Origin of the sequence: Corynebacterium gottingense, from assembly GCF_007559235.1 — a bacterium.
GTDB classification, from domain to species: Bacteria; Actinomycetota; Actinomycetes; order Mycobacteriales; family Mycobacteriaceae; genus Corynebacterium; species Corynebacterium gottingense.
Genome location: NZ_VMHH01000003.1, coordinates 126841 through 143920, shown reverse-complemented (window position 1 = coordinate 143920; position 17080 = coordinate 126841). Strand labels below are relative to the sequence as shown.

General features: G+C 66.2%; 16 protein-coding genes and 1 tRNA gene. 7 read left to right on the top strand and 10 right to left on the bottom strand.

Translation table 11 applies throughout. The annotated features are described in order from the left end of the window. Positions 1-77: 77 nt before the first annotated feature. Together FPH17_RS05320 and FPH17_RS05315 are read right to left on the bottom strand one after the other, a co-directional pair. On the bottom strand, positions 78-1514 hold the full coding sequence (locus tag FPH17_RS05320; protein ID WP_203085448.1) for a YkvI family membrane protein: 1437 nt from the start codon (positions 1512-1514) through the stop codon (positions 78-80). 83 nt (positions 1515-1597) lie between these two features. After that, positions 1598-2143, bottom strand: a complete 546-nt coding sequence (locus FPH17_RS05315) for an RNA polymerase sigma factor (RefSeq protein WP_154878978.1) — start codon at positions 2141-2143, stop codon at positions 1598-1600. Positions 2144-2224: 81 nt separating this feature from the next. Here FPH17_RS05315 and FPH17_RS05310 point away from each other — a divergent pair, with 81 nt between their 5' ends. The 5 genes from FPH17_RS05310 to FPH17_RS05290 all read left to right on the top strand — a co-directional run bounded on the left by FPH17_RS05310 (position 2225) and on the right by FPH17_RS05290 (position 7467). After that, positions 2225-3790, top strand: a complete 1566-nt coding sequence (locus tag FPH17_RS05310) for a catalase (RefSeq protein WP_154878976.1) — start codon at positions 2225-2227, stop codon at positions 3788-3790. Positions 3791-3924: 134 nt separating this feature from the next. Further along, positions 3925-4866: an ABC transporter ATP-binding protein gene (locus FPH17_RS05305; protein WP_154878974.1), complete on the top strand. Its 942-nt coding sequence runs from the start codon at positions 3925-3927 to the stop codon at positions 4864-4866. Then, positions 4863-5672, top strand: coding sequence for an ABC transporter permease (locus FPH17_RS05300; protein ID WP_154878972.1), 810 nt, complete (start codon positions 4863-4865; stop codon positions 5670-5672). The genes FPH17_RS05305 and FPH17_RS05300 overlap by 4 nt, the downstream gene beginning before the upstream one ends. A gap of 26 nt (positions 5673-5698) precedes the next feature. Further along, positions 5699-6862 carry a sensor histidine kinase gene (locus FPH17_RS05295; RefSeq protein WP_154878970.1) on the top strand — a complete coding sequence of 388 codons (1164 nt, stop codon included), beginning with the start codon at positions 5699-5701 and terminating at the stop codon, positions 6860-6862. Next, a complete protein-coding gene (locus FPH17_RS05290; RefSeq protein ID WP_154878967.1) occupies positions 6859-7467 on the top strand; it encodes a response regulator transcription factor in 609 nt (202 codons plus the stop codon). Before FPH17_RS05295 ends, FPH17_RS05290 begins: the two co-directional genes overlap by 4 nt. Before the next feature lie 3 nt (positions 7468-7470). Here the strand turns inward: FPH17_RS05290 and FPH17_RS05285 are convergent, their stop codons facing one another. Genes FPH17_RS05285 through FPH17_RS05260 form a run of 6 tightly spaced genes read right to left on the bottom strand, consistent with a single transcriptional unit; the run spans position 7471 to position 13427 of the window. Next, positions 7471-7809 carry a Na+/H+ antiporter subunit G gene (locus FPH17_RS05285; RefSeq protein WP_095275216.1) on the bottom strand — a complete coding sequence of 113 codons (339 nt, stop codon included), beginning with the start codon at positions 7807-7809 and terminating at the stop codon, positions 7471-7473. Further along, on the bottom strand, positions 7809-8075 hold the full coding sequence (locus tag FPH17_RS05280; protein ID WP_095554533.1) for a cation:proton antiporter: 267 nt from the start codon (positions 8073-8075) through the stop codon (positions 7809-7811). The genes FPH17_RS05285 and FPH17_RS05280 overlap by 1 nt, the downstream gene beginning before the upstream one ends. A gap of 3 nt (positions 8076-8078) precedes the next feature. After that, positions 8079-8543 carry a monovalent cation/H+ antiporter subunit E gene (locus tag FPH17_RS05275; RefSeq protein ID WP_095275214.1) on the bottom strand — a complete coding sequence of 155 codons (465 nt, stop codon included), beginning with the start codon at positions 8541-8543 and terminating at the stop codon, positions 8079-8081. Position 8544: 1 nt separating this feature from the next. Continuing rightward, positions 8545-10083, bottom strand: a complete 1539-nt coding sequence (locus FPH17_RS05270; protein ID WP_154878965.1) for a monovalent cation/H+ antiporter subunit D family protein — start codon at positions 10081-10083, stop codon at positions 8545-8547. Beyond that, the gene (locus FPH17_RS05265; RefSeq protein ID WP_095275212.1) at positions 10083-10511 is read right to left on the bottom strand and encodes a cation:proton antiporter subunit C; all 429 of its coding nucleotides are present in this window, start codon (positions 10509-10511) and stop codon (positions 10083-10085) included. Before FPH17_RS05265 ends, FPH17_RS05270 begins: the two co-directional genes overlap by 1 nt. Before the next feature lie 3 nt (positions 10512-10514). Then, positions 10515-13427, bottom strand: a complete 2913-nt coding sequence (locus tag FPH17_RS05260) for a DUF4040 family protein (protein ID WP_154878964.1) — start codon at positions 13425-13427, stop codon at positions 10515-10517. A 253-nt stretch (positions 13428-13680) separates the two neighbouring features. Between FPH17_RS05260 and FPH17_RS05255 the strand changes: the two genes are divergently transcribed. Next, positions 13681-15084, top strand: coding sequence for a hypothetical protein (locus FPH17_RS05255; RefSeq protein ID WP_154878962.1), 1404 nt, complete (start codon positions 13681-13683; stop codon positions 15082-15084). Positions 15085-15505: 421 nt separating this feature from the next. Here FPH17_RS05255 and FPH17_RS05250 read toward each other — a convergent pair. Then, positions 15506-15579, bottom strand: a tRNA-Pro gene (locus tag FPH17_RS05250). A 79-nt stretch (positions 15580-15658) separates the two neighbouring features. After that, positions 15659-16510, bottom strand: coding sequence for a metallophosphoesterase (locus tag FPH17_RS05245; RefSeq protein ID WP_238397150.1), 852 nt, complete (start codon positions 16508-16510; stop codon positions 15659-15661). Between the two features lie 112 nt (positions 16511-16622). On the opposite strand from FPH17_RS05245, the gene FPH17_RS05240 reads away from it, so the two are divergent. Next, a complete protein-coding gene (locus FPH17_RS05240) occupies positions 16623-17075 on the top strand; it encodes a GatB/YqeY domain-containing protein (protein WP_095275209.1) in 453 nt (150 codons plus the stop codon). Positions 17076-17080: the final 5 nt, after the last annotated feature.

Here is a 17080-nt window from a genome sequence, read left to right as displayed (position 1 = left end):
CTTTGCAATAGTATCGTCATTTGCTCTCAATGGCAGTTAAGCGGGGAGCATGCTTTGCGACGCCACGCTGTCCGGAGCTACCGCTCGCTGACGACGGTGCTGCCGCCGTCCTCCCGCTCCGCCTCGTCGTCGGCCCACTGAGCCGCGAGGTCCTCCTCGCTCGGGTTGCCCTTCCACGGCTCGTCCGGGTGCTTGGCGTAGTCCTCCTTGGACTGCGGGTCCGTGTAGGTGACGTAGACCACGTCGCCGTCTCGGTCCTCGGGGTCGTATTCGACCTCGTTGTCGTCGATAAGCTCTTGGCCCACCTCATCCTCGAGAGCGGCCTCGAGCTCCTCGTTGTCCACGATGGAAGCCTGGATGATGTAGTCCAGTTCCTTCTCATCGTTTTTGGTAAAACGCTCGCGCGGATCCAGCTTGAGGCGGGTCAGCTCGAGGGCGCGGCGGCGGCGATTCCCTTCCTTGCGGAGCTTCTGCGAGCTGCGCAGCCACGCGGCGGCGAGGACAGCGACGAGCAGGATGCCCAGGTAGCCCAGGATCGGGTAGACCACGGACACGAGCGTCTTGAAGCCGACGAAGGAGAGCGCAAAGCCGATCAGGCAGGTGGTGATGAAGATGGGGCGGAACCGCTCCTGGCGGCCGCGGGCCAGGCGCTTGCCCAGCGCGAAGAACATGCCGAGTGCGGTGGCGAAGATCATGCCGAAGATGACCAGGGACATGATGAAGCCGAGGACCGGGTGGATGTTGGTGATGAGGGTGAGCATCGGCATGTCATCGCCCGCGATGCTGCCCACCGCGGCGAGCAGACCGCAGGACAGCAGGAGCAGCATGACGAGGTAGCCCATGCCGCCGAGGAATCCGCCCAGGCCCGCGGCGCGCGTGTCCAGGTAGTTGCCGCCAATAACCAGGGCCATGGAGGCAACGCAGATGGCGTTGAGCCCCGTGTAGTTCAGGGAGGAGATCCACCAGTTGGGCAGCGTGGTGGAAACCTCCTGGGCCTGCACGTTGAGGTTGGACCAGTCGAGGTCGCTGGTGCACAGGGTCCAGATGCAGCCGAAGATGACAAAGAACAGCAGCAGCGGGGTCACTGCGCCGACAGCGGCGGTGACCTTATCCACGTCCATCATGCCGATGACCAGCACGAGCGCGAGCATGAGTGTCGCGCCGATCCACACCGGCCAGCCGAACTGCTGGTTCAGGTTGGCGCCCGCGCCGGCGTACATGACGAAGCCGATGGAGAACAGGGTGGTGATGGTGGCGATGTCCAGGATCCAGGACATGACCTTGCTGGACACGCTGCCCAGCACCTCCATGTGCTCGTTGGCCTGGAAGTACGAGCCAAGCTGGAGGATGGAGACGCCGGCGATGAGCATGAGCGCGGAGCTTAAGGCCGCGCCCCAGATGCCCTGGGTGCCGAACGCGATGAAGTACTGCATTGTCTCTTGCCCGGAGGCAAAACCGGCGCCGACGAGGACGCCGATGAACGCGAAGGCAATGCCAATGGCGTTTTTGAGCATGGGAGGCTCACTACTTTCAAGAATGTTCGTATGATTTCCGCCCACAAGTGTAGCGTGACCTAGCTCACCGTGTGTGACCGTGCTTATTCCGCCTCGGTGTGGTGAATGAGGTCACGCCTCGCGCGCGCGACGCGGGAGCGGATCGTGCCAACGCGCACGCCGGTGATCTCCGCCGCTTCCTCGTAGGTGTAGCCCAGGACTTGGGTCAGCACGAGGGCCTCGCGGCGCTCGGGGCGGAGGCTGTCGAGGAGGAGGCGGGCGTCGATAGCCTCTGACCAGGCGTTCGCGTCATCGGGGCTGGCTTCCTGCGCGGCCACTTCGTCGTACTCGGCGGCCGATTTGCGGGGCCGCGCCATGTCGTGGCGCACCGAGTCGACCCACGCGCGACGCGCGAGCGAGAGCAGCCAGGTGCGTGCCGACGAGCGCGCCTTGAACCGGGGGAGCGAGCCGAGGACGCGCAGATAGGTTTCCTGCGCGAGGTCGTCGGCGTGCTCGGCACCGGCGAGGTGGGCGAGCAGCCGCCAGACGTCGTCTTGTGTGGCGGCGATAAATTGCGTCAGCGCGGCCTTGTCACCGCGCCCGGCTTTCAGCGCGAGTTCGGTGACGTAGTCGTCGTCTGTGCTGCTCACGAATGCTTAGGCTACCAGCGCGCGCGAAATTCCCTAGGCTTGGCGGGGTACGTGCTAGCGACAGTCAAGGAGGAGCCACCAATGGCTGAGAAGAGCAAGGCAGAAGACATCGTTGCAAAGGGCGAGCGCCCCGCGGGCAACAGCCGCACCACCGAGTTGAGTGGGCAGCCGGTCGCCTCGGAGCACCTGTCGATCGTCCAGGGTCGTCGTGGGGCCAATGTGCTTAACGACGTCCACCTGATTGAAAAGCTGGCCCACTTCAACCGGGAAAACGTGCCGGAGCGCATCCCGCACGCGAAGGGCCACGGCGCCTTCGGTGAGCTGCACATCACCGAGGACGTGTCCAAGTACACCAAGGCCAAGCTGTTCCAGCCCGGCACCGTGACCCCGATGGCGGCGCGCTTCTCCACCGTCGCCGGTGAGGCCGGCTCCCCGGACACCTGGCGCGACGTCCACGGCTTCGCGCTGCGCTTCTACACCGAGGACGGCAACTACGACATCGTGGGCAACAACACCCCGACGTTCTTCATGCGCGATGGGCTAAAATTCGCCGACTTCATCCACTCTCAGAAGCGTCAGCCCAACTCCGGCCTGCGCGACGACGAGATGCAGTGGGACTTCTGGACCCGCACGCCTGAGTCCGCGCACCAGGTGACCTACCTGCTGGGCGACCGCGGCACCCCGAAGACCTCGCGTCACCAGGACGGCTTCGGCTCCCACACCTTCCAGTGGATCAACGAGGAAGGCACCCCGGTGTGGGTGAAGTACCACTTCAAGACCCGCCAGGGCTGGGAGTGCTTCACCGACGAGGAGGCCACCGAGAAGGCTGGCACCGACCCGGACTTCCAGCGCGAGGACCTCTTCAACGCCATCGCAGACGGCGACTACCCGATCTGGGACGTGAAGGTCCAGATCATGCCGTTCGAGGAGGCAAAGGACTACCGCTTCAACCCCTTCGACCTGACCAAGACCTGGTCGCAGAAGGACTACCCGCTGATCCCGGTCGGCTACTTCGTGCTTAACCGCAACCCGAAGAACTTCCACGCCCAGATTGAGCAGCTCGCGCTCGACCCGGCCAACCTGGTCCCGGGTGTTGGCCTGTCCCCGGACCGCATGCTGCAGGCCCGCGTGTTCGCATACTCCGACCAGCAGCGCTACCGCATCGGCGCGAACTACAAGGACCTGCCGGTCAACCGCCCGCTCAACGAGGTGAACACCTACTCCGAGCGCGGCAGCATGGCGTACTTCTTCAACGAGGAGAACGAGCCGAACTACGTGCCCAACCGCACCGACAAGGGCGCCGGCTACCTGGACAACAACGAGGATTCTTCCTCCAACTTCACCGACTACGGCCAAGCGGAGAACCTCTACGTTAACCCGGACCCGGAGGGCACCGACCTGGTGCGTGACGCCTACGTCAAGCACGCCGAGGACGACGACTTCGGCCAGGCCACCACGCTCTACCGCGACGTCTTCGACGACGCGGCCAAGGAGCGCTTCGTGCACAACATCATCAACAAGATGATGGCCATCAAGAACAAGGACGTGGAAGAGCGCGTCTACGCCTACTGGGGCAAGGTCGACGCAGACCTGGAGACCAAGGTCCGCGAGTCCCTGGCCAAGAAGCGCGCCGAGCAGGAGAAGTAGTTCCTCTCTCGCTGCGTAAGCCAATGCCCGTTAGGGTCCGCGGCCGCGGACCCTAACGGGCATGACTTTTGTCATGCGCAATTGGTGACAAACGCTTCTACCAGCCGGGATGCATTCTCGGCAGGGTAGAAGTCATGGAAAACGTCATCGAAGTAGATAATTTGCAACGCCGGTACGGCGAGTTCACCGCCGTCGACGGCCTCAGCCTCCATGTCGCCCGCGGCGAGGTGTACGGCCTGTTGGGCACCAACGGCGCGGGCAAGACGTCCACGCTGGAAATCCTGGAGGGGCTCGCCGCACCGAGCGCGGGCGAGGTGCGCGTCTTGGGGATGGACCCGGTGGCGGATCGGGTACGCCTCCGCCCGTACACCGGCATCATGCTGCAGTCCGGTGGGCTGCCGCGCGCCCTTTCCGTGGAGGAAACGTTGACCATGTGGGCGGGCACGTGTACCGCCCCGCTGCCAATCGACGACGTGCTGGCAGACGTCCAGCTGACGCATAAACGTGAGGTGACAGTCGGGGCGCTGTCAGGCGGCGAGCAGCGGCGCCTTGACCTTGCCTGCGCGCTGCTGGGAAATCCGGACGTGGTGTTCTTAGATGAGCCGACGACCGGACTCGACCCTGAGTCCCGCCGCCGCGTGTGGGAGCTGCTGCGCGGACTGAAGGACCGTGGGGTGACGATTGTGATGACCACGCACTACCTCGAAGAGGCCGAGTTCCTCTGCGACCGCATCGCGATTATGCACGGCGGCCGCATCGAGGTCGAGGGCACGACCACGGAGTTAGCGAGCACGGTGCCCTCCACCATCGAGTTCGTACTGCACAGCACATCAGCCCCTGCGCTGCCAAACCTTCCCGGGGCGCTGGTGCACAGCACCGACATTTCCGAGGGCACGAAAGTATCGGTGCACACCTCCAGGCTGCAGGACGACGCCTCCGCAATCCTGCAGTGGGCGCGCGAGAGGAACCTCGAACTGGCCCAATTTGTAGCGCAGCCCGCGAACTTGGAACGAGTCTTCCACGGCGTCGCAGCAACGCAACGTACCCACACCACCCGAAAGGACGAAGAAGCATGAGCACGACCACGATGAACCCCACGAACCACGCCGCGCGCAGGCTGCGGGCCCTCGGCCGCGCCGAGTGGCTGCAGTTCACCCGCAACCGGCTGCTTGTCTTCGCCGGCCTCGTTTTCCCGCTACTGTTGCCACTCTTCCTGTGGCTGGTCGGGGACCAGTCGGTGGGGTCGACCGCGGCGGCATCTGAGGTGTTCGTGTTGTTCGCGCTGAGCTTCGGCGTGTTCTATCCCGCGCTTTCCATGGCGGTGACCAGGCGCGACGAGGGGGTGCTCAAGCGTCTGCGCACGGGCGAGTCCCGCGACTGGGAGCTTCTGACTGCCATTTGTCTCCCGCTTGCTGCGCTCACCCTCGTGCTGGCGGTCATCGTGGTAGTCGCGTTTTCGAGCATGTCCATGGTGCTGCCGATTGACCCGCCGGTACCCCACGTGTGGCCGAAAAACCCGTTGATCATGGTGATTGCGATGCTGCTCGGCGTTGCGGTCTCCCACGGGTTGGCCATGCTGACCAGTCGTTTTACCCAGAACGCGGAAGGCGCGCAGATCACGTCGATGCCGGTACTGATGCTCGTGTTTTTCTCGCAGACCGGTATACGTGAGCACCTTCCGGAGTCCCTTGCCAACGTCATCAACCGGACACCCTTTGTGCTGGCAAGCGACGTCTTTCGCGATGGTTGGGTCGGCGAAGGCTCGTTCGCTTCGCTGCTGGCAGGCGCGGCAACGCCGATGCTCCTGCTCGCGGTGTGGGCCGCGGTGCTGATCTCGGTGGGGTATCGGCGCATGCGCTGGGAAACGCACCGCGAGGTGTGAGACCACTGTTACGCTCGGAGCACACTATGACGCAAACACCGCCCCGCACCTCGGCGAAGCAACCAGAACCGAAGCACTCGTCGCGGTTCCTCACGCTCAACCGCTGGTCGCTCATTGGGACGCTGTGGCTGTTCGTCGGGACCTTTTCCTCGGTCATTGTGAAGCGCTCGGGGGCAACCCACGCCGAGACGTTCGTTGGCGTGGGCATTGCGGTGCTGGCGAGTCTTGTCGGGACGGTGGTGCTGGAAACCAGGCCAGAGTTGCGTCTGGAGACGCGCGAGCACAGCAGCGGCTGGCTGCGGTGGGGGATGCTCGCCCACCTTATTGTCTTGGCGGTGTGCGCGGTGGTGCTCCTCTTCGGCCCGGCGGAGTGGAAGGCGGCCTCAGCGATCGCGGTCGGGGCGGCGTTCTTTAGCATCCAGCTTGCCTTTCTGCCCTTCATGGCCAAGCAGCGGATGTGGACGACGCTTCCCCTCGCGTGCGCGCTCGCGAGCGTATTCCTGTTCGGCTCGGTGGAGATCGCCGCGATCGTATTGGTGTACAGCATCGCGTGCGTGGTCACGGTCCCCTTCACCACGTGGTTTTCCCGCGCGATCATTGAAACGGAGCGAGCCCGCCGTCTGGAGTCGCAACTCGCCGCCGCGGAGGAGCGTCTGCGCATGTCGCAGGATCTCCACGACACCATGGGGCAACATCTTGCGGCGCTGACGATCAAGTCGCAGCTTGCGCTCGCGCTCGCCGAGCGCGATGATCCGCGCGTGCCCCAGGAACTGCGTGAGCTGCACCAGCTCACGCAGCGCGCAGCCGCCGATATGCGCAGCGTGGTGAACAACTATCGGACCCCGGACCTCGCCACCGAGCTCGAAAGCGCGAAGCAGGTGCTCGGCGGCGCCGGCGCCGAGGTTTCCATGGCCGGAACCAGCGACGACGTGCGTCCGGACCTGCGGGTGACCGCCGCGTGGTTCGTGCGCGAGACCACGACCAACATCTTGCGCCATTCCCAGGCCACGGCGGTGTCGATTGAGTTGCAGCCGGACGCGATCACTGTGGTGAACAACCATCCGCGCCCTGGAGAGGGGAGCGGTACGGGCTTGGAGGGGCTGCGTCGGCGGGCGGCGGCGCATGGGGCGTCGATAAGCGTGGAGCGAACAGCTGAATGCTTCCGCGTGCGACTGGAGGTGGGCGCATGATCAGGGTCGCGCTGATTGATGATGAGACGCTGGTGGCCGATTCCCTCGCCATGCTCATCGGCTTGGAGGAGGACATTGACGTGCTGCATGTCGCTTACTCGGGCGCGGGATTCCTCGAGTGGTGGCGGTCGCTGCCCGCCGCCGCGCGCCCGGATGTTGTGGTCACCGACCTGCAGCTTGGGCAAGGTGGGGCGGATGGCATTGAGGTCGCCTCGCTTATCGACGCCCACGTGGTCGTCGTCACCAGCCACGCGCGGCCAAGCGTTGTCCGGCGGGCTCTGGACTCGAAAGTGCTCGGCATCTTGCCCAAAACGGCCGCGGCCGGCGAGCTCGCTGCGGCGGTCCGTGCGGCGCACGCAGGCAAACGCTACATTGACCCGGAGCTGGCAGCCGCCACGATTGCTGCCGGGGAATCGCCGCTGACTGCGCGGGAAGCCGAGGTACTCGAACTGGCGGGCCAGGGCGGGGCTATCGAGGCGATCGCCAGCGCAGCGCACCTGGCCACCGGCACAACGCGGAACTATATCTCCTCCGCGATTGCGAAAACCGGGGCGGAAAACCGCTTCGAGGCGTACACCATCGCCCGCGAACGCGGCTGGCTGTAGCGCCTACTGCGGCACGTTGCGCGAGGTCTTGTCCTTCGGGTCCACTACGGTGACGCCGTGGATGGCGCGGCCGATGACGAAGGAGCCGACGGAGCCGATGATCCACACGCCGGCGATGGCCAGGATCGCGCGGATGAAGGCGTTGATGCTGAAGCCCTCGGTGGACCAGCTCATCAGCAGGTTCGCCACGATCAGCAGCGGGAAGGCGAGGCAGACGAGGGGGCCGAGCAAGTTCGCGCGGGTGAGCGCGTCGGGGGCGCGCAGCTGCAGGGAGGCGGTGGCCACCACGAAGATGGTGGAGATGATGACCAGGACAGCGACGATGATTTCGATGATGCTCACTAGCGGCGTCCTCTCGAGATGATGCGGGCCATGGAGATGGTGGGGATCACGCCGCAGACCAGGGCGGCCAAGACGGCGATCTCGTAGGTGATCATGCTCTGGTTGAACAGGGTCCACACCAGGTAGATGGCGACCATAGCGTAGAACACAAGGTCCGCCAGCACCGAGCGGGAGAGCTCGTCCGTGGTGACGATGATCTTGGCCAGGCCCGCGAGGAGGCTCAGCGCCATGATGACGATGCAGACGGTCATGATGGTCTGGAACATGGGTTAGTCCATCCTTTCTGCGGCGGGCAGGTTCTCTGCGTGCTCGTGGTCCAGGTCGGGCCCCAAGTGCTTGTAGGGCTTCCAGAGGACCTTGGAGGCGTCGAGAGGCGTGTCCTTGAGCGAGGGTTTGAGGTGTTCCTCCATGTCGGCGAGGTCCTCGATGACGCCGAGGGGGTCGTCGCCAAACGCGGCCTGCACGATGAGCAGGTCGCTCCCGCCCTCAGACGCCGCGTGGCGGAACCCCAGCGAGAGCGTGCCCGGGGTGGCGGTGATGGACGTGGAGAACCAGAAGCGCTCCCAGTCGGTGCGCACCCGCATGGGGTAGAAGATCACGCAGGGGCGCAGGCCGGAGTCTGGTTTGAAGGCGGCGACGGTGGCGTCGATGCCCGCGGCGTAGATTTCCTTGATCAGCCAGGCGCCGTATCCGATCGCGTGGCCGACGCGTTTCAGTGCAGATTGCTGTGCCATGTTAGTGCTGGCCTCCCTGCAGCGAGTCGAGGTCGGGGATGCCGATCGGGTCGGTGCCCAGAACGGCGGTGGAGTAGGCGTCGACGTCCAGGAGGTCGTCGACAGCCGAGGTGGTGACGCCCCACAGCTGGCCCGCGCCGATGAACATCACCAGCGAGAGCACGATCAGCGCGAGCGACGGAAGCAGGAACTTCCAGCGCACGTTGAGCGCGTCCGGGTACTGCTGCATCGGGCGGCCCCAGAACACTTCCTTCCACACGCGCATCATGGACAGCAGCGCGCCGAAGGAGGCGATGATGATGGCGGCGATGACCACCCAGGTGCGCCAGTCGTGCGCGCTGGCGGCGGCCATGGTGATGGTCACCTTGCCAAACAGGCCCGAGAACGGTGGGAAGCCGACGATGGAGAAAGCGCCGGCCGCGAAGACGGTCGCGGTGAAGGGGTCGCGCCGGGCCAGGCCGGAGAGCTTGCCGATAGCGCCGGTGCCGTAGGTCTCCTCGATCGCGCCCGAGTTGAGCACGAGCGAGGCGACGGTGATCATGTGGTGCAGCGTGTAGATCAGGCCGGCGGCCAGAGCGTAGCGTGCGTCCGCACCCGCGCTGGTAAACGCCAGCATGATGAGGATGAACGGCATACCGTTGACCATCTGGTAGGCCAGCACGCGGCGGATCGTGTGCTCGCCCAGGCCCGCGAAGCCGCCGATGAGCATGGAGATCACCATGACCACGATGATCAGGGTGTTCCAGCGCGGGTCCATGTCAAAGATGACGACCCAGATGCGGAAGAGCATGTACACGGCCACCTTGGTGTGCAGCCCCGAGAAGAGGCCCATCACCGCAGCGCTTGACGACGGATACGTCCTGGGCAGCCACGTGTGGACCGGGAAGACACCCGCCTTGGCGGCGATGGCGATGACCACCAGGCCCATCGCCACGGTGACCGGGCCGTTGCCGGCCGCGGCGCCGCGCAGGGCGGCGATGTTCACCGCGCCCGCGACGCCGTAGAGGTAGCCAACGCCCATCACGAGCATCGTGGATGCGGCCAGGTTGACCAGCACGAAGGCGCGCGCGGAGAGCAGGCGGCTGCGCGTACCCGTCATGGCGATCAGGCCGTAGGAGGGCAGCAGCATGACCTCGATCATGACGAAGAAGTTGAACAGGTCAGCGGTGAGCAGCGCGCCGGAGACGCCGGTGACCAGCACGAGGGTGAGCGGCGTGTAGAACCGGGCCTGCGTCTCGCCCGCGGCGATGGCGAACCAGTTGGCGGTCAGCGCCACGATCATGGTGGTCACGATCATCACGGCCGAGAACTGGTCGGCGGCGAAGGAGATACCCACGCCGCCTTGGTAGAGGCCGATGACGTGGGAGATCGTGCCGTGGGAGGCGGTGTAGGTGTAGAGCCACACGCCGAGTCCCAGGTTGATGGCTGGGATGAGGAGCGAGAGGGCGTCGTTAAGCGTCTTGCTCGGGCTCAGCGCGGTGACGGCCGCGACGATGAGGGGCAGGGCGACAAAGACGGGGAGGATCGCGTCGACTGACATCAGTTGTTTGCCTCCAGCTTCTTCGGGTTGAGGCGCGAGTTGCGGCCGGCGGTGGACAGGGCGGACGGGGAGAGCTGGTTCGGGTCGAACTGCTCGCCCTCGCGGGACTTGCCCACCGTCTTGGGCACGTCGAAGGTGTCATCGTTCTTGCCCAGCGACGCGAGCATGAGCATGATCGTCGTGGTGGCCATCGCGATGACGATGGCGGTGAGGACGAACGCCTGCGGCAACGGGTCAGAAAGGTCGTCGAACGCGGTGCGCGACGGGAACGCCTCGCCGCGCCAGGCGCCGACCCCCGTGGCCAGCAGGGTGAGGTTGGAGGCGTGGCCCAGCAGCGACATCCCGAAGACGACGCGGACCATGCCGCGCTGCATCACGAGGTAGACGGCGCCGGCCACGAGGACTGCGACAGAAAGTGCCATGACCATGGTTTATAGCTCCTTTGTCTGCATAGGTTTGGGGTTGTCGGCGGGGTTGAGCGGGGCCGGGTGTGCGTCCACCGCGTCCTCCGGCTCCTCCGGCGCTGGCACGTCCGGGAGCGGGTTTTCTGGCTCGTCTCGCGTGTAGTCCAGGTTGTCGCGCTCGGTGCCCGGGCGGAGGTAGCCGCCCAGCGCGTTGATGGCCTGGGTGACCATGCCGAGCACGGCGAGGTAGATGCCGAAGTCGAAGATCAGCGACGTCGTCATGTGCTCCCCGGCGATCTCGCCGTGGATGGCGTACATGAAGCCGCCCTCGAGGAAGCCGAGGAAGCCGGAGCTGATGGCGATGATGATGCCCCAGCCGGTCAGCGCGATCGGGGTGAACGGCTTGACCACCTCGGTGTCCGCGCCGCGCGACAGGTAGTTCAGGCCGAACGCCGTGGCCAGTACCAGGGCGGCGACGAAGCCGCCGCCGGGCGCGGTGTGGCCGCGGAAGAAGATGAGCACGGACAGGACGACGAGGATCGGCACGACCAGCGCCGCGCCCTTGCGCACGGGCAGCGAGTTGAACTGCGACTGGCCGAACGGGCGCGGGCGGGTGCCCGCCTCGAACATGTGGCGCGGCATGGACTGGGTTACCGCGGCGATGACCACGGCGGCCATGCCCAGCACGGAAAGCTCGCCGAGGGTATCAAAGCCACGGAACTCCACGATGATCACCGCGACGATGTTGTCCGCCCCGGTGACCTCGCCGCCCTCGGTGAGGTACCAGAGCGCCAGGTCCGAGCGGTCGTGGCGGCCGAGCAGCCCGTAGACGCCGAAGAAGGCGACCACGCCGGCGATGACCGCGAAGATGGCGGCGAACAGCTTGCGCCGGTTGTTGGTCTGCGGGAACATGCGCGGCTGGTAGCGCAGCACCACCATGATGACGATGACGGTGAGCGACTCCACCAGGAACTGGGTGAGCGCCACGTCGGGCGCCCCCAGCATGAGCATCTGCAGCGACATGCCCACGCCCGCAGTGCCCAGCAGGACCGCGGACGCGAGACGGGAGCGGGTGAGTACCATGCCCACCACGGACAGGGCGATGATGGAGAACGGGATGAGGTCCCACCACACGTCGATGCCCTCGGCGCGCGGTGCGAGCGGCATGCCGTCGACGCCGTCGGTGCCCAGGAGGGTAGTAAGCCCCAGCAGGACCACCAGGATGAGGATGGGCAGCAGGTGGCGCGACGGGTTGAAGCCGTTGGCCATCTGCCCCAGGCCCCTGCCCACGGCGCCCAGTCCGGAGACGGTGGCGGCGAGGAGGTCGTTGCCGCTGGTGGGCAGCAGCTGCTTGTTCTCCACCGAGGCGAACATGCTGCGGCGGGCGAACGCGACGAGCGCGACGCCGATGACCAGCACGGCCATGGAGACGATGAACGGGGCGTTCACGCCGTGCCACAGCGCCAGGTGGGAGTGGTACTCGGTGTTGCCCGTAATCGTGTGGACCGCGGCGTCGAGCGGGCCGTCGACCCAACCGAGCAGGAAGGGAACGACCAGCGACATCGCGCCGGGCAGCGCGGCGGGCAGCCAGAGGCTGACGGGCGCTTCGTGGACGCCGCTCATGTCCTTCGGGCCGTCGAAAAACGCCCCGAACACGATCTTGGCGGAGTAGATGAAGGTGAGCAGCGCGGCGAAACCGGCGATGAGCAGCAGCGCCATGCCGTACTCGGTGTCCTCGAACGCGGCGAGGATGGACTCCTTGGAGATGAAGCCGAACAGCGGCGGGATCGCGGCCATGGAGGCGGCCGCGATGACGGTGGAGGCGAAGGTGAACGGCATCTTGTCCCACAGCTTGCCCAGGCGGCGCATGTCGCGCGAGCCCGCCTCGTGGTCCACCACGCCGATGAGCATGAAGAGGGAGGACTTAAACAGCGCGTGCGCGAGCGTGTGCGTGAGCGCCGCGGCCAGCGCGATCGGGGTGCCCACGCCGATGGCGGCGACGATCCAGCCCAGGTGGGACACGGTCGAGTAGGCGGTCAGGTGCTTGAGGTCCGTCTTGGTGATGGCAAACAGCGCGCTCATGATCGCGGTGCCCAGGCCGACTACGAGCAGCAGCCAGTTCCACGCGGCGACGTCGGAAAAGATGGTGGAGAAGCGCAGCAGCAGGTAGATGCCGGCCTTCACCACGGCCGCGGCGTGCAGGAACGCGGAGACCGGCGTGGCTGCGGCCATCGCCTCCGGCAGCCAGAAGTGGAAGGGGAACTGCGCGGCCTTGGTAAAGCCGGACACCGCCACCAGGATGGCAACGGTGGTGGTCAGGCCCGGGTTCTCGCGCCACACATCCGACGCGAGCACCTCCGTCAGGCGCGTGGTGCCAGTGCTTATCGACGCCACCGCCAACGCCGCCAGCAGCGTCAACCCACCAAAGAACGTGAGCATCAGCGTGCGGTAGGACCCGGCCTCGCCGCCGGACCCGGAGCGCGCGATGAGCAGGAAGGAGGCGATGGACACCAGCTCCCAGCCGATGAAGAGCACCACCGTGTCATTGGCCAGCACGAGCAGCAGGACCGAAAGCGTAAACGCCGTCATGATGGTGTAGAAGCTCGTGTTGCCGTCCCGCTTTGGCAGGTAGGCGGCCGAGTACGTCATCACGACCGTGCCGATGACCAGGGCGAGCAGCGCGAAGAAGATGCTCAACCCGTCGGCGCGCAGCGCAAACGATACGGCGCTGCCTTCCCCGAGGATGTCGCGGGCCCAAGTCACCTCCCACTCAAGGGGCTGGCCGTCGGCGACGCCCGGGAACTCTCGCCCAAGGACGACGGCGGCGGCCGCGAGGATCAGCGCGATCGGGTAACCGGCTTTGCGGTCCATCGCGCGCACGAGAATGGGTGACAGGATCACTGTCGCCGCAACTAATGCGAGCACGACAGGGAGTGTCATGGTGAACCCTCTCCAAAACATAGGTGGCCAATTCGTGTGCGCCTGCCACGGTGAGCCGATCCGGGCAGCGCACACGCGCACAGAGCCACCCAGCCGTGGCGACAACACCTGAAACGGTACCAGGCAGTTTTGATGAACCTGCAACAGCGCTGAATCGCACCTTATTAATGGTGCTGCTGCGCGTTGGCGTCGATAAGCGCGTTTCGGTGCGCCGCACCCAGTCACGCCAGCAACTCGGGTTACATTGAGTTGCATGAAATGGCGATTCTGTTGTGCCGTCCTTGTCCTCATCGTCGGCGTGTTCCTGCCCTTAAGCCCCGCGAGCACGTGGACCCGCTCCGGCGACGACACCACCGGTGCCCCGGCCGTGGCGCCCGGGCAGGACGGGTTGGTGGAGGCTCGCAAGGCGGCCGGCGAGGCCAGCGCGCAGGCCGGTTTCCTCACGCAGGGCACCGGGCAGCTTGTCGACGGAGTGTCCCAACTCGACACCTCCTCGCAGGAATTGATCAACGCGATCGCCGCCGCCCAAACCGGCTCGCAGGAGCTGTCCAACGGCATGGTCCAACTGCAGGCGGGCACCGGCCAACTGGCGGGCGGCGCCACCCAGGTCGCCGACGCCATCGGGGGAGTGGCCGACCAGGTCGCCGGCTTCGACGCGGTACGCGGCCAGGTCGTGGCCACCATCGACCGCACCCTGGAGTCCACCAAGGACGCGAAGGACCCGGACGTGAAGGAGGCCCGGACAGCGCTCGAGGGGCTGCGGGGACAGGCGGAGACCGCCCAGCTGCCGCCCGAGATGCTGGGCCAGCTCGAGGAGTTGCGCAAGGGATCGCGCGACGTGGCCAACCAGCTCTCCGTGCCCGGGTACGCCTACCACGACGGCATCTACTCGGCCACCAACGGAGCCGCCGAGCTTGCCAACGGCCTGACCACGCTCAACGACCAAGCCTCCGGCGCCACCGACGGCGTGACGCAGCTGCAGGAGGGCGCGGCCAAGATCGACGACATGGCCAACAAGACCTCAGACCAGATCGCCGCCGTCCGCAAGGCGATGCCGGCTGCGGCTGGTGCTGGTGCTGGTGCTGGCTCTAGTGCTGGTGCTGGTGCCTCCGAGGCTCCGGCGCCGCGGTCCACGCTCGCACCGGTCGCGGCGATGCTGATCGCGGCGCTGGTCATGCTCGGTGGCACCGCCACGGGCGCGGCCGCGCGCCTCGCCCCAGCCCGCCGCTGGTGGATCCTCGGGTTCGGCGGCCTGTTCGTCGCCGCGGCCGGCGGCGCCCTCGTCGCAGTCCTGGGCAGCGGGCTCACCGCCGCGACCGCCGGGCTGCTCGCGCTTGGCCTGGTCGTCGGTGTGGCCGCGAGCGCCGGGCTTACCGACGTGCTGAGCGCTGCCCTCGGTACCCGTGTCGGCCTGCCCATCGCGGGCGTCCTCGCCGTGGCGCAAGTCGGCCTGGTCGGCTGGCTGTGGAGGACCGCATCCACCGCACCGGTTGGCAAGGTCTGGGAGTACGCCGCCGGCGCAACCCCGATGCACTGGACGACGGCGAGCCTGTCTGCCGCCGGCAACGGGGGCTCTACCACAGCGCTCTGGGCCGGCACGTGCGCTGGTCTCGTCCTTGCTGTGGTGTCGTTCGCCGGCGCAAAGGGGCGCGGATAAGCAAAGGTGCATACCGTGTGTTACGCTTTGCTGGCTCATTCCAAGTAATAGGGGCTTGGAAATGAGTGGTCTCCTTTCGCCCCACTGGGGTGAAATGGGTTAGGGATGGGATGGACCCCGCCAGGACGCTTCGCGCGGCCGGCGGGGTCCTCTTTTTGTACGGCGAGCGCTAGCGATGGGGCTTGGCCGGACGGGGCTGTTGCCTGCCGGGGTGTGGGGGTCTGATGCTATGCGGCTAGATGACGAGCACAGGATGACGAGGATGCGAGTAAAGTCTGCGTGTTCGTCATCGTGTTCTCGTCAAACACGCCCCGGCCGAGCCCCAGCGGAGCCCAGGCCGGCCCCAGCCCCCCATACACCGCAACCCCGCCAACAAGGCAAAGCAAAAACCCCGCCCTGCTGGGCGGGGTTTCAGTAACTGTCGGGATAACAGGATTTGAACCTGCGACCTCCTCGTCCCGAACGAGGCGCGCTACCAAGCTGCGCCATATCCCGGTTGTAACTGCTCTGCTGAGCGGTACTTGGGATACTTTAGTCTAGCGTCGCTGTTTGGCCAAAACGGCAGGTCAAGCGCCTACTCGGCTCGTTCGGTGATGCGCAGTAGCGCGGCCGACGGCGGGCAGAACAGTCGCACCGGCGCGTACTTGGAGGTGCCGAGCCCGTTGGAGACCTCCATCCACATCTTCCCGTAGCGGTGCAGGCCGGAGGCGCGCTCGCGGTCGATGTCCGCATTCGTGACGATGGCGCGCTCGCCCGGCAAGCAGATCTGCCCGCCGTGCGTGTGTCCGGCGAGCGCGAGGTCGTAGCCGTCTGTTTCGAATTGGTCGAGGACGCGTCGATAAGGCGCGTGCAACAGGCCGATCGACAGGTCCGCGTCCGCATTGGGTGCTCCCGCGATCTCCTCGTAACGGTCCAGGTCGTGGTGCGGGTCGTCCACACCGGCGAGCGCGAGTCGGACGTCGCCGACCTTGAATTCGAGGCGGTGGTGGGTGGCGTCGCACCAGCCGCGCTCGATGAACGCGGCGCGCATCCCCTCCCACGGCAGGTCCACGTACGACGGCTCGCGCTTCTGGTTCAGCAGGTACTTGAACGGGTTCACGGGCTTGGGCGCCCAGTAGTCGTTGGTGCCAAAGACGAACGCACCGGGGCGGTCGAGCAGCGGCCCGAGCGCGTCGAGGACCCATGGCACGCCGCGCAGGTCCGACAGGTTGTCGCCGGTGTTGATCACCAGGTCGGGCTCGAGCGCGTCGAGGGAGGAGACGAACTCCACTTTGCGCTTCGCCCCCGGGATCATGTGCAGGTCCGCGATGTGGAGGACGTCGAAGGAGTCCTGCCCGCGCAGCGTGCCGGGCGCGAGCAGCGGCAGCTCGTATTCCTTGAGCTGGAAGTTGGTGGTCTGGCTCGCGCCGTACGCCAGCGCGCCCATGCCGGCCGCGCCGAGGCCGCCGATGGTCGTTGCGATAGTTTTCAGCTTGCTCACCCGCCCAACCTTAGTGTGCCCCCGCCGTCGTGGGGGTGCGTCGCGTATCGTTTGCCCTATGAGTGCATTGAAAGATCAGATCCGCGCAGACCTCAAGGAAGCCATGAAGGCGAAGGAGAAGGAGCGCACCGGCACGATCCGCATGCTGCTGGCCTCCATTCAGGCCGCGGAGACCGAGGGCTCCAAGCACGAGGTCACCGACGAGGACATCCAGAAGATCATCGCCCGCGAGGTGAAGAAGCGCCGCGAGTCGGCGGAGATCTACTCGCAGAACGGCCGCGAGGATCTCGCGGATTCCGAGCTCGCCGAGGCGGAGATTCTGCAGGGCTACCAGCCGAAGCAGCTGGATGATGCGGAGCTCAAGGAGCTTGTCGACGCCGCCGTGTCCGCCACCGGCGCCACCTCCATGGCCCAGATGGGCCAGGTGATGAAGGAGGCGACCGCCAAGGCCGCTGGCCGCGCCGACGGCAAGCGCATCTCTGAGGCAGTCAAGGCGCGCCTCTCCCAGTAAGCGCC

Coding starts and splice junctions, on each gene's coding strand:
- FPH17_RS05320 (WP_203085448.1), bottom strand. CDS start 1,514: ATGCTCAAAAACGCCATTGGCATTGCCTTCGCGTTCATCGGCGTCCTC.
- FPH17_RS05310 (WP_154878976.1), top strand. CDS start 2,225: ATGGCTGAGAAGAGCAAGGCAGAAGACATCGTTGCAAAGGGCGAGCGC.
- FPH17_RS05305 (WP_154878974.1), top strand. CDS start 3,925: ATGGAAAACGTCATCGAAGTAGATAATTTGCAACGCCGGTACGGCGAG.
- FPH17_RS05300 (WP_154878972.1), top strand. CDS start 4,863: ATGAGCACGACCACGATGAACCCCACGAACCACGCCGCGCGCAGGCTG.
- FPH17_RS05295 (WP_154878970.1), top strand. CDS start 5,699: ATGACGCAAACACCGCCCCGCACCTCGGCGAAGCAACCAGAACCGAAG.
- FPH17_RS05290 (WP_154878967.1), top strand. CDS start 6,859: ATGATCAGGGTCGCGCTGATTGATGATGAGACGCTGGTGGCCGATTCC.
- FPH17_RS05280 (WP_095554533.1), bottom strand. CDS start 8,075: ATGTTCCAGACCATCATGACCGTCTGCATCGTCATCATGGCGCTGAGC.
- FPH17_RS05275 (WP_095275214.1), bottom strand. CDS start 8,543: ATGGCACAGCAATCTGCACTGAAACGCGTCGGCCACGCGATCGGATAC.
- FPH17_RS05270 (WP_154878965.1), bottom strand. CDS start 10,083: ATGTCAGTCGACGCGATCCTCCCCGTCTTTGTCGCCCTGCCCCTCATC.
- FPH17_RS05265 (WP_095275212.1), bottom strand. CDS start 10,511: ATGGTCATGGCACTTTCTGTCGCAGTCCTCGTGGCCGGCGCCGTCTAC.
- FPH17_RS05260 (WP_154878964.1), bottom strand. CDS start 13,427: ATGACACTCCCTGTCGTGCTCGCATTAGTTGCGGCGACAGTGATCCTG.
- FPH17_RS05255 (WP_154878962.1), top strand. CDS start 13,681: ATGAAATGGCGATTCTGTTGTGCCGTCCTTGTCCTCATCGTCGGCGTG.
- FPH17_RS05245 (WP_238397150.1), bottom strand. CDS start 16,510: ATGGGCGCGCTGGCGTACGGCGCGAGCCAGACCACCAACTTCCAGCTC.
- FPH17_RS05240 (WP_095275209.1), top strand. CDS start 16,623: ATGAGTGCATTGAAAGATCAGATCCGCGCAGACCTCAAGGAAGCCATG.